Raw genomic sequence first — 12,805 nt, forward strand, 5'->3', positions numbered from 1 at the left:
TCACCGCGCCACCCCGCCGAGCGAGGCGGGCTGGCCCGGCAGCGCCAAGGGGGCGCCCGCGTCGATCAGCCGGTCGCCGTCGAGGCGGTAGGTCTGCAGCGTCCGGTCGGCGTAGTTGCCGACATAGACGTGGCTGCCGTCCGGGCTGAAGGCGACGCCCTCCGGCACCGCGCCGTTCGGCGCCCGGTCGACCACGCTCACGCGCCCGTCCGGGGCGATGCCCAACAGGACCGTCGTGCCGCCCGACGTGTAGGCCGGCGCGGCGTGCGGGGCGGCCGAGCCGCCCACCACCACGACCACGGCGTGCCGGCCGTCCGGCGCGACCGCGACCGTCTCCGGCGTGTCGCCGACGCCGAGATGGTCGACGGCGACGGGCCGGTCGCGGTCGAGGCGGATCACGCTCGCGGTATCGACGTGGCCGTCGCTCGCCACCGCTCCGGTATTGGCCGTGATGAGCAGCCGGCCGTCGGGCGTCGCGGCGACGGCGTAGATCCCGGCCCCGGCCGGCACGTCGAGGGCCGGATCGTAGCTCACGCGCTCGCCCTCCACGGCGAGCACCCCGACCGTGCCGGCCTTGGTCAGCTCGGCAGCGATCTTGGCGACGAAGGCCCTCCGGCCGTCCGGCGCGAAGGCGACGGCCGTGGCCTCGCCACCCACGCCCACCTCCCCCACCACCTGCACGTCCTGGCCGGCAATCCGCAGCACCGACACGCTGCGCCCGGCGCGGTTCGCCACCAGCGCGAGCGTCCCGCCGCGGTTGATCGCAAGGCCCGAGGGCTGACGCCCGACCCGCACGGTCGCAAGGGCCCGGGGCGGGGTCGCGTCGAGGTCGATCAGGTGGAGACGGTCGTCGGGCTCGGCCCACCAGTTCTCCCCGTCCCGGCGCATCGTCACGGCGCTGGCGACGAGGCCGAGCCGGCCGTCCGGCGTGATACCGAGGTTGCTCGGCGGACCGTAGACGGAGTTCGAGAGCGCCAGGACATGGGCGATGCGCGGCCGGCCCGGGTCGGACACGTCGAGGATCGCCACCGCATCCGCGCCGTCCGGACCGTTGCGGGAGCCCTCCGGGGCAAAGACCGTCTTGCCGTCGAGGCCGACCAGGATGTGCTGCGGACCCGCCGCCGCGGCGAGCGGCCACAGCAGGGCGAGACACCCGATTCCGATCCACCGCATGTCGCGCACTCCCCGAGATCGACGATCCGTTAACCCTGTCCGCGTGTCCCGGAACCCACACCCCCGTGCAACCGTCGCCGGGCGCCGGCGCCTCCCGGAAAATGCCGCAAACCGGGCCCACCCCTTGGCTCATCCGACGCCACCGGATCCGGACGCGTCGAAATCATCCCGCGCGGTCAGCGCGGCCTCCCCCTCTTCGCGGTTCCTTAAGGGGCCGCCGGCATCCTGCACGGACATCTTCGGGAGATCCTGCGTGCGCGCTCTGTTGTCTTTCGGCCCCACCCGCCTCGGCGCCTGCGCGGCGCTCGCCGCCACCCTGGCCGCGGCGGTGCCGCAGGCCGCGACCGCCCGCGACGGCACCGGCGCCGCCCTGATCGGCGGCGCGGCGGCCGGCGTGCTGGGCGGCCTCGCCGCCGGCGCCATCATGAACGGCCCCCCGCCGGCCCCGCCGCCGCCGGTCTACGTCGTGCCGCCGCCGCGCCGGGTCTACGTGGAGGAGCCCACCGAGACGGTGATCGTGCGCCGCCGCGGCCCGGTCTGCCATTTCGAGCGCCGCAAGGTCTGGCTGGACGACGAATCCTTCACCTATCGCCGCGTCGAGGTCTGCGAGTAGGACCTCACCCGCAGACGACCGGACGGGGCGCCTGCGGGCGCCCTTTTTCGTGCGCGCCGCTCAGGCCGGCGGCAGCATCGCCGGATCCTTCACCAGGAGCCAATCCTCGACCACGAGGGCGTCGAGGCCCGTGGTGTAGAACATCAGGATCGCGTCCTCGGCGGTGTGGAGGATCGGCTTGCCCATGACGTTGAAGCTGGTGTTGAGCAGGATCGGCACGCCGGTGCGGTCCGCGAAGGCGGCGATCAGGCCCGCATAGGCCGGGTTGCGCGCGGGCGTCACGCTCTGGAGGCGCCCGGTGCCGTCCTCGTGCACCACCGCCGGCACCCTCGCCCGCACCGCCGGGCGCCACACCAGGGTGCGCTCCATGTAGGGGCTGTCCTGGTAATCCTCGAACCAGTCCGGCCCGGCCTCGGCCAGGATCGAGGGCGCGAAGGGCCGGAACGCCTCGCGGTACTTCACCTTGGCGTTCAGGATCGCCTTGGCGTCCGCGGGGCGCGGATCGGCCAGGATCGAGCGGTTGCCGAGCGCCCGCGGCCCGAACTCGGCCCGGCCCTGTACCCAGCCGACGAGGCCGCCCGCCGCCAGGATCCCGGCGGCGGCCTGCGTGACGCCCGCATGGCCGAGCCGCCGCAGGCGCGGCTCCTGCCCGGCCATGCGCGCCAGCGGCTCGGTCGAGACGGCGGAGCCGAGATAGGGCGTCAGGGCCTCCTCCCGGTCCGGCCCGGTCCAGTCCGGATGGTCCTCGGCATAGGCGAGCCACGCGGCGCCGAGGGCGTTGCCGTCGTCGGCCGGCGCCGAGGGCACGTGGAGCCGGTCGTAGGGGCTGCGGGCGAGCACCCGGCCATTGTACGAGGAGTTGAGCGCACAGCCCCCCGTCAGCACGAGGTTCTCGCCCGGCGCGAGCCGTCCCGCCTCCGCCACGAGCCCGTCCATCATCTCGCAGAAGGCGTCCTGGCCGCAGCGCGCGAGGTCCGCCCAGCCCGCCTCCCGCGCGTCGGCCGGGCGCCGGGCCAGGATCTCGGCGACCGTGGCCTGCACGGTCGCGGCCTCGGCGAAGCGCAGCCGGCCATCCTCGATGCGGTAGAGCCGGCGCAGCAGCACCATCAGGTCGGGGTCGGAGCGCCCGTAGGGCGCGAGCCCCATGACCTTCCACTCCTCCCCCGCCGCCTGATCGAAGCCCGCGAGATCGGTGACGAGGCCGAAGAAGAAGCCGAGCGATTCGCGGCCGCGGTGGCGCTTCACCTCCGCGATGCGGCCGGCCTGCATCCGGTAGAGCGCCGAGGCGCCGGTCTCGCCCATCCCGTCGACGACGAGGCAGGCGGCGTCGCGGAACGGGCTGCCCCAGAGGCCGAAGGCCGCATGGGCGAGATGGTGGGGATAGCGCCGCAGGGCCGCGATGCGGCTCTGCCCGCCATGCGCCCGGTCGAGGCCGAGCAGCGTGCCGTAGCCGGCCCGGGCCTGCGCCACGCCGAGTTCGGCGATGAAGGTGCGCTCGCTGCGCTCGGGCACCAGAGAGCGGTTCAGGTCCGGCGCGTGCGCCGCCAGGGTCTCCAGGCCGAAGGCCCCCGCGGCCGCCGAGCGCGCCAGGAAGGCGCTGAACTCGGGCCCCCAGCTCGTCGCCACCACCAGCTCGGCGCCCGCCGGCAGGTGGCGCGCGAGCAGGCCGGCCATGCGGGGGGCCGAATCCGGCTCGCAGTTCGGCGCCCGCTTGTACTGGAGGTAGCGTTCGGTGGCCTCGGCGAAGAGCACCGCGCCGTCCGGGCCGACCAGCGCGAGGGCCGGGTCGTGGAAGGTCGTGGCGAGGCCGAGATAGTAGCGCATCGGGTCCGTCCTCGGCGTCGCGCCGCCGGGATCGGCGCGCTGTCGGTGCCGCGGCCCGTCGCGGACCGCCTGATCGTGTGGCCGGGCGGTCTAGCAGCGCCGGCCGCGCCTGTCAGGCCGCGCGCTCCGGAGCCATTTGCGGCAGGTCGGGTTTTGGTCCATTGAAGCCGGAACGGGAGGCGGGCGCGATGGGCCCCTCAGCCTCCGCGATCCGGACCGTCTCGGGAAGAGCAGGAATGGCTACGCCCACTTTCGATCTCGCCGATCTCAAGCGCCGCATGCAGGGCGCGGTGAACGCGCTCAGGCACGACCTCGGCTCCCTCCGCACCGGACGCGCGAGCCCGAACCTCCTCGATCCGATCCAGGTCGAGGCCTACGGCGCCGCGATGCCGATGAGCCAGGTGGCGACGATCAGCGTGCCGGAGCCGCGCCTGCTCAGCGTGGCGGTGTGGGACCGCGGCATGGTCGGCGCCGTCGAGAAGGCGATCCGCGAATCCGATCTCGGCCTCAACCCGATGACCGAGGGACAGACCATCCGGCTGCGCATCCCCGAGATGAACGAGCAGCGCCGCAAGGAGATGGTCAAGGTCGCGCACAAGTACGCCGAGGAGGCGCGCGTCGCCGTCCGGCACGTGAGGCGCGACGGCCTCGACCTCCTCAAGAGGCTGGAGAAGGACGGCGCGATCAGTCAGGACGACGAGAAGCGTCAGGCCGATCAGGTGCAGAAGGCCACGGACCAGCACATCGCGGAGGTCGACCAGACGCTCGCCGCCAAGGAGAAGGAGATCATGCAGGTCTGACCGGCCTCGCAGGATCGTTCGAACGAGTGCGCGGTCCGCGGGCCGGGGCGGCGCGAGAGAGCGGGACCGGAATGGCGGGCGACAGCAAGACGGCATTCCTGGCGGGCGCGACCGAGGCCGCGCCCGGGCCGGCGCACGCGCCGCCCCCGGTCCCGGCGCATGTCGCGATCATCATGGACGGCAACGGCCGCTGGGCGGCCCGCCGCGGCCTGCCCCGGGCGGAGGGGCACCGCCGCGGCGTGGAGGCGGTGCGCCGGGCCGTGCGCGCCGCCCTCGACCTCGGCATCGCCTATCTCACGGTCTACAGCTTCTCGTCGGAGAACTGGCGCCGGCCCGCCACCGAGGTCGCCGATCTGATGGGGCTGCTGCGGCTGTTCGTTCGCCGCGACCTCGCCGACCTCGACGCGAACGGCGTGCGGGTGCGGATCATCGGCGAGCGCGAGGGCCTGCCGGGCGACATCGCGGCGCTTTTGCGCGAGGCCGAGGAGCGCACCGCCCGCAACACCCGCCTCACCCTGGTGGTGGCCTTCAACTACGGCGGTCGCCAGGAGATCGTGCGGGCGGCGCGGGCGCTGGCCCGGGCGGTGCAGGAGGGGCGCCTCGCCCCGGAGGAGATCGGGCTCGACACCGTGGCGGCCGCCCTCGACACGCGCGACATCCCCGACCCCGACCTCGTGATCCGCACCTCGGGGGAGCAGAGGGTGTCGAACTTCCTGACGTGGCAGACCGCCTACTCGGAATTCGTGTTCATTCCGGACCTCTGGCCCGATTTCGACCACGCGGCCTTCGCGGCGGCGGTAGGTGAGTACCAGGGCCGCGACCGCCGCTTCGGCGGCCTCGGCGCGCAGGCCCGCTGATGGCGACCGACGGCAGCGCCCCCGGGGCGCGGCGCCCCTGGCCGGCGAGCGAACTCGGCGTGCGCGCCGTCTCGGGCGTGGTGCTCGGGCTTCTCGTCCTCGCCGCGACCCTGACGGGCGGCTGGCTCTTCGCGCTGATCTGGCTGCTCGCCGGCCTCGCGGTGGTGGGCGAGTGGCTGGCCATCACCCGCACGGCGCCCCACCGGCTGCTTTTGGGCCTCGCCGGCCTCGCCCTCGCGGGGCTGATGGCGGGGGCGCGGCTCGACACCTCCCCCCTGGTGCTCCTCGGCTTCGCCGGGCTCGCGATGCTCGTCCTGGCCCTCCTGGCACGGCCGGCGGCGGGCCGGCTCTGGGCGCCCCTCAGCCTCGCCTGCGCGGCGGTGGTGGCCCTGGTGCCGGTGCTGCTGCGCGACGATCCCCGCATCGGGCTCGCCGGACCGCTCTGGCTGTTCGGCACCGTCTGGACGACGGACATCGCCGCCTACTTCACCGGCCGGGCGCTCGGCGGACCGAAGCTGTGGCCCGCAGTGAGCCCGAAGAAGACGTGGTCGGGCTTCTGCGGCGGCCTCGTCGGGGCGACGATCGTCGGCGGGGCCATCGCGGCGGGAGCCGCGCATCTCGGCGCGCAGGAGAGCCTGCCGCTCGCCGCCGCGCTCGGCCTCTCGGCGCTCGGCTCGGTGCTGAGCCAGGGCGGCGACCTCGCCGAGAGCGCCCTCAAGCGCGCCTACGGGGCCAAGGATTCCGGCCGCCTGATCCCGGGCCACGGCGGCGTCATGGACCGGCTCGACGGCTTCTTCGCCGTGGCGGCCCTGGCCGGGCTCCTCCTCGCCCTGCGGGCGGCGGCCTGAGGCGCCGCGGCCCTTCAGGCCGGGGCGCCCGCCGGGACCGGGTGGGGCGCCGCGTCCGGGCGCCGCGGCGGGTCGCTCACCGGGGCAGGCGCGGCCTCCTGTCCGGCGGCCTCCAGGCAGGCCTCGATGCCCTGGCGCAGGGACGACACGTAGGCATCGGCCCCCAGGGAGGCGCGCGCCTTCGAATCGGCCATCACCTCGTCGTCCGCCGGCCACAGCCCGACGAGGATCTGGGCGTCCGGCAGGCGGCGGCGGATCCGCTGCACGAGGTAGCGCAGGTGGGCGGGCGTCCCGCTGATCTCCAGGTAGGAGACGCAGACCATCCGGGCGCCCTCGGCGTCGAGGCTGTGGATCTGCGCGCGCGACACCGCCTCGAACGGCACCACCCGCGTGCCGATCCCGCGCTTCTCCAGGAGCTGCGCCAGCATCGCGGAGGCCGCCTCGTCGAGCGGACCGCGCCCGGCGACACACAGCACCGCCCCCTTCTGGCGCCAGGCCGCGGGCAGCGCCTCCGGGGGCGGCGCGTCCGGCACCGCGGGCGACGCGTCGCAGGGCAGGTCGGCGTCGCGCCGGGACAGGAGGCGCCCGGCGAGCCCAGGCTGACCCGTCGGCGTCTCGTCCTCCCGGTCCGCGAGGTCGGTGACGAGTTCGTCGATGGCGGTGCGGATGCGCTCCAGCCGGTCCTCCGTCAGCACGCCGCGGCGCGCGTCCGAGGCGGCGAGCTGCAGCCCCTTGAGCACGACCTCGTCGTAGTAGGAGGAGAGCGAGCAGGTGGCGAGGATGGTCTCGGCGAGTTCCTGCGCCTCGTCCGGATCGTCCGCGAGGAGGCGCTGGTAGAAGTTCTCCACCGGTGTGAGCGCCGGCTGGTCGCCGAACAGCACGTCGAGGAATTCGAGTTTCTCGACGTGCCGGCCCAGCACCACGAGGCAGACGGTGAGCGGCGTCGACAAAAGGAGGCCGACCGGCCCCCACAGCCACGTCCAGAACAGGGCCGAGACCAGCACCGCGAAGGGTGACAGGCCGGTCGAGTGCCCGTAGAGCAGCGGTTCGATGACGTGGCCGACCAGGGGTTCGAGCACGAGGAACAGGATGGCGGTGGCCAGCACCATGTTCCAGCCCGGATCGACCGCCGCGGCGAGCGCGAGCGGCAGCAGCGCCGACAGGAAGGCGCCGATATAGGGCACGAAGCGCATCAGCCCCGCGAAGATGCCCCACAGGATCGGGCCCGGCACGCCGATCAGCCACAGCCCGATGCCGATGGCGAGGCCGAAGCTCGCGTTGAGCGCGAGCTGCATCAGGAAGTAGCGGCTGAGCCGGCGCGCCGCATCGTCCATCGCCACGGTCGTGCGGTGCAGGTCGCTCGATCCCACGAGGCGGATCAGCCGGTCGCGCAGGTCCTCGCGCTGCGCCAGGATGAAGATCAGCACCACGAACACGATGCCGGTGGTGGCGAGCGGCCCGATCGCCGGCGCGAGCACGCGTTCGGCGAGCTGGAGCGGCGTCAGGTCGGGCGAGCGCACCTCGACCAGGACGGGCTTCTCGGGATTCTGAACCCGGGGCTCGGCGGGTTTGGCCTCGGCGGGCGGTGCCTTCTCCTCCGGCATGGCGCCGGCCTGCTGGATGTGGCGGCCGATGCTGCGGACGTAGCCCGCGAGGTCGCCCAGCACCCCGGCCTTGAGCGTGTCGAGCTTGCGCTCGATGGTGCGCTGGTAGCGCGGCAGCCCGGTGCCGAGTTCGGCCGCCTGCATGCCGATGATCCCGGCCAGCGCCGCCGCGATGCCGAGGCAGGTGAGGACCGCGAGCAGGATCGCCGCCATCCGCCCGATCCGCAGCTTGCGCAGCAGGTTCACCAGCGGGCCGAGCACGAAGCTCAGCAGCACCGCGATCGCGATCGGGATCAGGATCTCGCGGCCGAGATAGAGCGCCGCCACCAGGATCGCCGCGATGATCAGCGGGGTGGCCAGCCCCTGGCCCGGCGTCTCCGCTGCCGGGATGCGGGTCGGCACGGCCGGGACGAGGGTTTTCTGCAGACCGCTGCCGCGCGCCATTTGCCCGCCTCACTCTGGAACTCGGCCGCCAAGCCGGGCCGTACGCATGGGTCAGGAACGGCGCGGACCCGGAATAGATCCCGCACGGCGGCACGGCGGGATATGGAAAATGCATGCCGCAACGGAAGATAGCGCCGTCGGCGCCGCCTCCGGGCGGCCCCTTTCCACCCACCCGCATGGCGCGGGCGGCCTTGGCCTTCAAGGCCGTTTCCCGATATGAGCCGGGCGGACGGGGCGCAACCATCTGGCGGGACCCATGACGCTCTCGGCGCTCGATTCCCTTCTCCTCGGCCCGCTCGTCTCCACAGAGGCCATGCGGGCGGTCTTCGCCGACGAGGCCCGGGTCGCCGCGATGCTGCGGGCGGAGGCGGCGCTGGCGCGGGCGCAGGGCCGGGCCGGGCTGGTGCCGGACGCCCTCGCGCCGGCCCTCGACGCGCTCGATCCCGCCGCCCTCGACCCGGCGGCCCTGGGCCGGCGCACGGCCGTCTCCGGCGTGCCGGTGATCCCCTTCGTCAAGGCCGTGCAGGCGGCGCTGGCCCCCGACCTCGAACCCGCCTTCCACAAGGGCACCACGACGCAGGACATCGCCGACACCGCGCTCGCGCTGCAATTGCGCGAGGCCTTCGCGCTCGTGGCGGAGGACCTGCGCGCCATCGTCGCCGGCCTGTCGGACCTCGCCCGGCGCCACCGCGAGACGCCCTGCGTCGGGCGCACCTACGGGCAGCAGGCGGCCCCCGTGACCTTCGGGTTCAAGGCCGCGATCTGGGCGCTCGGCATCGCCGAGGCGGCCGCCGACCTGCCGCGCATCCGCGACCGGGCGCTCACCGCCTCCCTCGGCGGCCCGGTGGGCACGCTCGCCTCCCTGGGCGAGGCTGCCGAGGCGGTGGGCGAGGATTTCGCCCGGGGGCTCGGCCTCGGCTACGATCCCGCGCCCTGGCACACGCGCCGCGCGCGCATCGCCGAGGCGGGGTCCTGGCTCGCTCTGCTGATGGGGACGCTCGCCAAGGTCGCCACCGACGTCGCGCACCTCGCGAGCACCGAGGTCGGCGAGGTGGCCGAACCCTTCGTGCCCGGCCGTGGCGGCTCCTCGGCGATGCCCCACAAGCGCAACCCGGTCTCCTCCACGGTGATCCTGGCCGCCTTCAGCGCCGCCAAGGGGCAGGTGGTGACGCTCCTCGACGGCATGGCGGCGGCCCATGAGCGCCCGGCCGGGGCGTGGCACGCCGAATGGCATGCGCTGCCCGCCCTGTTCGGCCTCGCCTCCGGCGCCCTGCGCGAGGCGCGGGCGCTCGCCGAGGGGCTGGTGCCGGACCCCGCGCGCATGCGCGCCAACCTCGACCTCACCCGCGGCCTGCTGTTCGCCGATGCGGCCGCCGCCCGCCTCGCCCCGCGGCTCGGCGCCAAGGCCGCACACGCGCTGGTGGAGGCGGCGGCCGGCGCCGTGCGCGAGGGCCGCGGCGACCTCGCCGCGGTGCTGGCGGCCCGGCCCGAGGCCGCCGGCATCGACCTGCAGCCGGCCTTCGACCTCGCGTCCGCCATCCGGGCCGGCGCCCGGACGGCCGACCGGGCGCTCGCCGAGGCCGCGCGCCTCATCTCCCTGCCGACCCGACCCTCCCACGCGGACGCATCCCCATGCCCCTGATCCAGGCCAACGGCACCGAGCTGAACGTCGACCTCTCCGGCCCGGGCGGCGCGCCCGTCGTCGCCTTCTCGAACTCGCTCGGAACCACGATGGCGATGTGGGATCTGCTGGTCCCGCATCTGCGCGGCCGCTACCGGGTGCTGCGCTACGACACCCGGGGGCACGGCGCCTCGCCGACCCGCGACGCGCCGACCGCCGTCGAGGATCTGGCCGACGACCTCCTCGGGCTCCTCGACGCGCTCGAGATCGACCGTGCCCACGTGGTCGGCCTGTCGCTCGGCGGCATGACCGGGCAGGCGCTCGCCATGCGGGCGCCCGAACGGGTGCAGAGCCTCACCCTGATGGCGACGGCCGCCTGCATGCCGAGCGAGGCCTCGTGGAACGAGCGCGCCGAGACCGTGCGGGCGCACGGCACCGCCGCCATCGTGGACGCCACGATGGAGCGCTGGTTCAGCCCCGGTTTCCCGGCGAGCGCGCCTGACGCGGTGGAGCCCGTGCGCCGTCAGTTCGTCGAGACCGACCGGACGGGTTACGCGGTCTGCTGCAACGCCATCGGGCGCATGGACCTGCGCCCCGGGCTCGACCGCATCACCGCGCCGACCCTGGTGATCGCCGGCCGCGACGACCCGGCGACGCCGCCGGAGAAGTCGGAGGAGATCTGTGCCGGCATCCGCCACGCCGAACTCGTGGTGCTGCCCCGCGCGCGCCACCTGCTGGCGGTGGAGCAGCCCGCGGCGGCGGCGAGCCATCTCCTCGCCTTCCTCGACCGCCACCGGGCGCCGGACGAGACCGCCACCGGCGCAGTCCCGGTCGAGGAGGGCTTGGCCAACCGCCGCAGCGTGCTCGGCGCCGCCCATGTCGACCGCTCGCTCGCGGGGGCGGGCGCCTTCGCCGGGCCGTGGCAGGATTTCATCAGCCGCATCGCCTGGGGCGAGATCTGGGGCGACCCGCGCCTGCCCTGGAAGAGCCGCTCGCTGGTGACCCTCGCCCTGATGGTGGCGCTCGGGCGCGAGGAGGAGTTCAAGCTCCACGTCCGCCCCGCCCTGCGGAACGGCGTCAGCCTGCCGGAACTGCAGGCGCTGCTCCTGCAGACCGCGGTCTATGCCGGGGTGCCCGCCGCCAACAGCGCCTTCCGCTGGGTGCGCGACGTGCTCGGCGACGAGCTGGCCTGAGCCGGGGAGCGGCCGGGGCCGCCCCGGACCCGTCCGTCCATGACCCCCTCCCCTGCGGTCCAGGTGCCCCCGGCGGGCCTCTGGCGCGGCTCGTGGCGCCAGAGGGCCCGGCTCGTCTCGGGCTTGGTCCTGTTCGCCTTCGCGGGCACGCACTTTGCCAATCACGCGCTCGGGCTGGTCTCGCTCGACGTGATGCGGGCGGCGGAGGGCTGGCGCACGGCCGTGACGCGCTCGCTACCCGGCACGGTCGTGCTGGCGGGCGCCCTCCTCGTCCACGTCGCGCTCGCGTTCGAGTCCCTGGCGAGCCGGCGCAGCCTGCGGATGCCGGTCTGGCAGGCGGCCCAGATCCTGCTCGGGCTGGCCATCCCGTTCCTGCTGGTGCCGCACATCCTCGGCACCCGCGTGACGAACCTCGTCACCGGGCACCGCACCGATTACCCCCACGTGATCGCCCATCTGTGGCCCGACGGGATGGTGCGCCAGACGCTGCTGCTCGGCCTCGTCTGGGCGCATGGCTGCCTGGGCCTGCACCAGTGGCTGCGGCTCGCCGCCGGCTACCGGCGGATCGTCCCGCTGCTCGCGGTCGCGGCACTGCTGCTGCCACTGGCCGCCACCCTCGGCATCGCCGTGCAGGGCCAGTTCATGGACCGCGATCTCGCGGCCGCGGAGCGCTTCGGGGCGCCCGACCTCGCCCGGTTCTGGGAGGCGCGGCCCACGCCCGAGGCCGTCTCGGCCCTGCGCGCACCCGTGCTCGCGGTCATCTACGCGGCGGCGGCCGGTGCCCTGGCGCTCGGCGGCTGGCGGATCGCGGCCGCGTGGCGGGCGCGGCGCATCGTCGTGACCTATTCCACCGGCCAGAGCGTGCGGGCCGCCGAGGGCCAGACGCTCCTCGACATCAGCCGCTCCGCCCGCATCCCCCACGTGGCGGTCTGCGGCGGGCGCGGGCGCTGCTCGACCTGCCGCGTGCTGGTCACGCAGGGCGGACAGAACCTCGACCCGCCCGGCCCCTCGGAGGCCGCGACGCTCGCGGCCATCGCGGCGCCGCCGGGGGTGCGCCTGGCCTGCCAGGCCCGACCGCGCGGCGACGTCGCGATCACCCGCATCCTGCGCCCGCGCGGGCGCGAGGCCGCGGCGGCGCAGATGGGGGATCCGGACCTCGCGGGCATCGAGCGCGAGGTGGCGATCCTGTTCGTGGACGTGCGCGGCTTCACGTCGCTCTCCGAGCGCAAGTTCGCCTTCGACGTCGTCTACATCCTCAACCGCTTCTTCGAGGCGGCGGGGCGGCCGGTCATCGCTCATGGCGGCTGGATCGGCGGCTATGCGGGCGACGGCCTGCTCGCCCTGTTCACGCATCCGGACGGGATCGACGCCGCCTGCCGGGCCGCCTACGCGGCGGCGGCCGACATCGACCGGGCCGTGGACGGGCTGAACCGCCAGATCGCCGCGGAGCTGCCCGTGCCCCTGCGCGTGGCGATGGGCCTGCATGCCGGCCCGCTCGTGCTCGGGCGCCTGGGCTTCGGCGAGAGCCTGTCGGTCTCGGTGATCGGGCCGGCCGTGAACATCGCGAGCCGCCTGGAGAGCCTCGCCAAGGCGGCCGAGGTGCAGCTCGCCGCCTCCGCCGAGACCGCCCGGCGGGCCGGCCTCGACGCCGCAGGCCTTCGCGCCGAGCGGGTGCAGATCCGCGGCAGCAGCGCCCTCGACATCCTCTACGTGGAGCGGGCCGGCGCGCTCGCCGGACGCCTGCCCTCGGCCTGACCGGCACCGGTAAAATTTCTGCAACCCCGTCGGAACCGGCAGCAGCCGTGCGAATTGAAGAACCGAAGGGGTC

Annotated in this window: 10 protein-coding genes; 7 read left to right on the forward strand and 3 right to left on the reverse strand. The window is 74.7% G+C overall.

Translation table 11 applies throughout. The features are described 5' to 3' along the window. A complete protein-coding gene (locus tag MFF61_RS19700; protein WP_238237271.1) occupies positions 1–1,173 on the reverse strand; it encodes a lactonase family protein in 1,173 nt (390 codons plus the stop codon). Between the two features lie 253 nt (positions 1,174–1,426). Between MFF61_RS19700 and MFF61_RS19705 the strand changes: the two genes are divergently transcribed. Beyond that, a complete protein-coding gene (locus tag MFF61_RS19705) occupies positions 1,427–1,786 on the forward strand; it encodes a hypothetical protein (RefSeq protein ID WP_238237273.1) in 360 nt (119 codons plus the stop codon). 60 nt (positions 1,787–1,846) lie between these two features. On the opposite strand, the gene MFF61_RS19710 is transcribed toward MFF61_RS19705, so the two are convergent. After that, positions 1,847–3,610: a carbamoyltransferase family protein gene (locus MFF61_RS19710; protein WP_238237274.1), complete on the reverse strand. Its 1,764-nt coding sequence runs from the start codon at positions 3,608–3,610 to the stop codon at positions 1,847–1,849. 236 nt (positions 3,611–3,846) lie between these two features. Between MFF61_RS19710 and frr the strand changes: the two genes are divergently transcribed. The 3 genes from frr (at position 3,847) to MFF61_RS19725 (ending at position 6,115) form a co-directional block, all read left to right on the forward strand. After that, complete coding sequence (gene frr / locus MFF61_RS19715) at positions 3,847–4,410, forward strand: ribosome recycling factor (RefSeq protein ID WP_238237275.1); 564 nt, start codon at positions 3,847–3,849, stop codon at positions 4,408–4,410. Positions 4,411–4,481: 71 nt separating this feature from the next. After that, on the forward strand, positions 4,482–5,267 hold the full coding sequence (locus MFF61_RS19720) for an isoprenyl transferase (protein WP_238237276.1): 786 nt from the start codon (positions 4,482–4,484) through the stop codon (positions 5,265–5,267). Continuing rightward, the gene (locus tag MFF61_RS19725; protein WP_238237277.1) at positions 5,267–6,115 is read left to right on the forward strand and encodes a phosphatidate cytidylyltransferase; all 849 of its coding nucleotides are present in this window, start codon (positions 5,267–5,269) and stop codon (positions 6,113–6,115) included. The genes MFF61_RS19720 and MFF61_RS19725 overlap by 1 nt, the downstream gene beginning before the upstream one ends. Before the next feature lie 14 nt (positions 6,116–6,129). On the opposite strand, the gene MFF61_RS19730 is transcribed toward MFF61_RS19725, so the two are convergent. Continuing rightward, on the reverse strand, positions 6,130–8,163 hold the full coding sequence (locus tag MFF61_RS19730; RefSeq protein ID WP_238237279.1) for an AI-2E family transporter: 2,034 nt from the start codon (positions 8,161–8,163) through the stop codon (positions 6,130–6,132). Positions 8,164–8,419: 256 nt separating this feature from the next. Between MFF61_RS19730 and MFF61_RS19735 the strand changes: the two genes are divergently transcribed. From MFF61_RS19735 to MFF61_RS19745, 3 genes are read left to right on the forward strand one after another with little or no spacing between them, the layout of a single operon-like run. Then, positions 8,420–9,805: a lyase family protein gene (locus tag MFF61_RS19735; RefSeq protein ID WP_238237281.1), complete on the forward strand. Its 1,386-nt coding sequence runs from the start codon at positions 8,420–8,422 to the stop codon at positions 9,803–9,805. Next, positions 9,796–10,977 carry a bifunctional 3-oxoadipate enol-lactonase/4-carboxymuconolactone decarboxylase PcaDC gene (gene pcaDC / locus MFF61_RS19740; protein WP_238237283.1) on the forward strand — a complete coding sequence of 394 codons (1,182 nt, stop codon included), beginning with the start codon at positions 9,796–9,798 and terminating at the stop codon, positions 10,975–10,977. The genes MFF61_RS19735 and pcaDC overlap by 10 nt, the downstream gene beginning before the upstream one ends. 39 nt (positions 10,978–11,016) lie before the next feature. Further along, entirely contained in the window at positions 11,017–12,732 is a 1,716-nt protein-coding gene (locus tag MFF61_RS19745) for an adenylate/guanylate cyclase domain-containing protein (protein ID WP_238237284.1), read from the forward strand. Positions 12,733–12,805: the final 73 nt, after the last annotated feature.

The organism is Methylobacterium isbiliense (assembly GCF_022179325.1).
GTDB lineage: Bacteria > Pseudomonadota > Alphaproteobacteria > Rhizobiales > Beijerinckiaceae > Methylobacterium > Methylobacterium isbiliense.

Bases quoted from the DNA above. Each gene is read 5' to 3' on its own strand.
- MFF61_RS19745 (WP_238237284.1), top strand. From the start codon at position 11,017: ATGACCCCCTCCCCTGCGGTCCAGGTGCCCCCGGCGGGCCTCTGGCGC.
- MFF61_RS19700 (WP_238237271.1), bottom strand. From the start codon at position 1,173: ATGCGGTGGATCGGAATCGGGTGTCTCGCCCTGCTGTGGCCGCTCGCC.
- MFF61_RS19730 (WP_238237279.1), bottom strand. From the start codon at position 8,163: ATGGCGCGCGGCAGCGGTCTGCAGAAAACCCTCGTCCCGGCCGTGCCG.
- MFF61_RS19735 (WP_238237281.1), top strand. From the start codon at position 8,420: ATGACGCTCTCGGCGCTCGATTCCCTTCTCCTCGGCCCGCTCGTCTCC.
- MFF61_RS19725 (WP_238237277.1), top strand. From the start codon at position 5,267: ATGGCGACCGACGGCAGCGCCCCCGGGGCGCGGCGCCCCTGGCCGGCG.
- frr (WP_238237275.1), top strand. From the start codon at position 3,847: ATGGCTACGCCCACTTTCGATCTCGCCGATCTCAAGCGCCGCATGCAG.
- MFF61_RS19710 (WP_238237274.1), bottom strand. From the start codon at position 3,610: ATGCGCTACTATCTCGGCCTCGCCACGACCTTCCACGACCCGGCCCTC.
- MFF61_RS19720 (WP_238237276.1), top strand. From the start codon at position 4,482: ATGGCGGGCGACAGCAAGACGGCATTCCTGGCGGGCGCGACCGAGGCC.
- pcaDC (WP_238237283.1), top strand. From the start codon at position 9,796: ATGCCCCTGATCCAGGCCAACGGCACCGAGCTGAACGTCGACCTCTCC.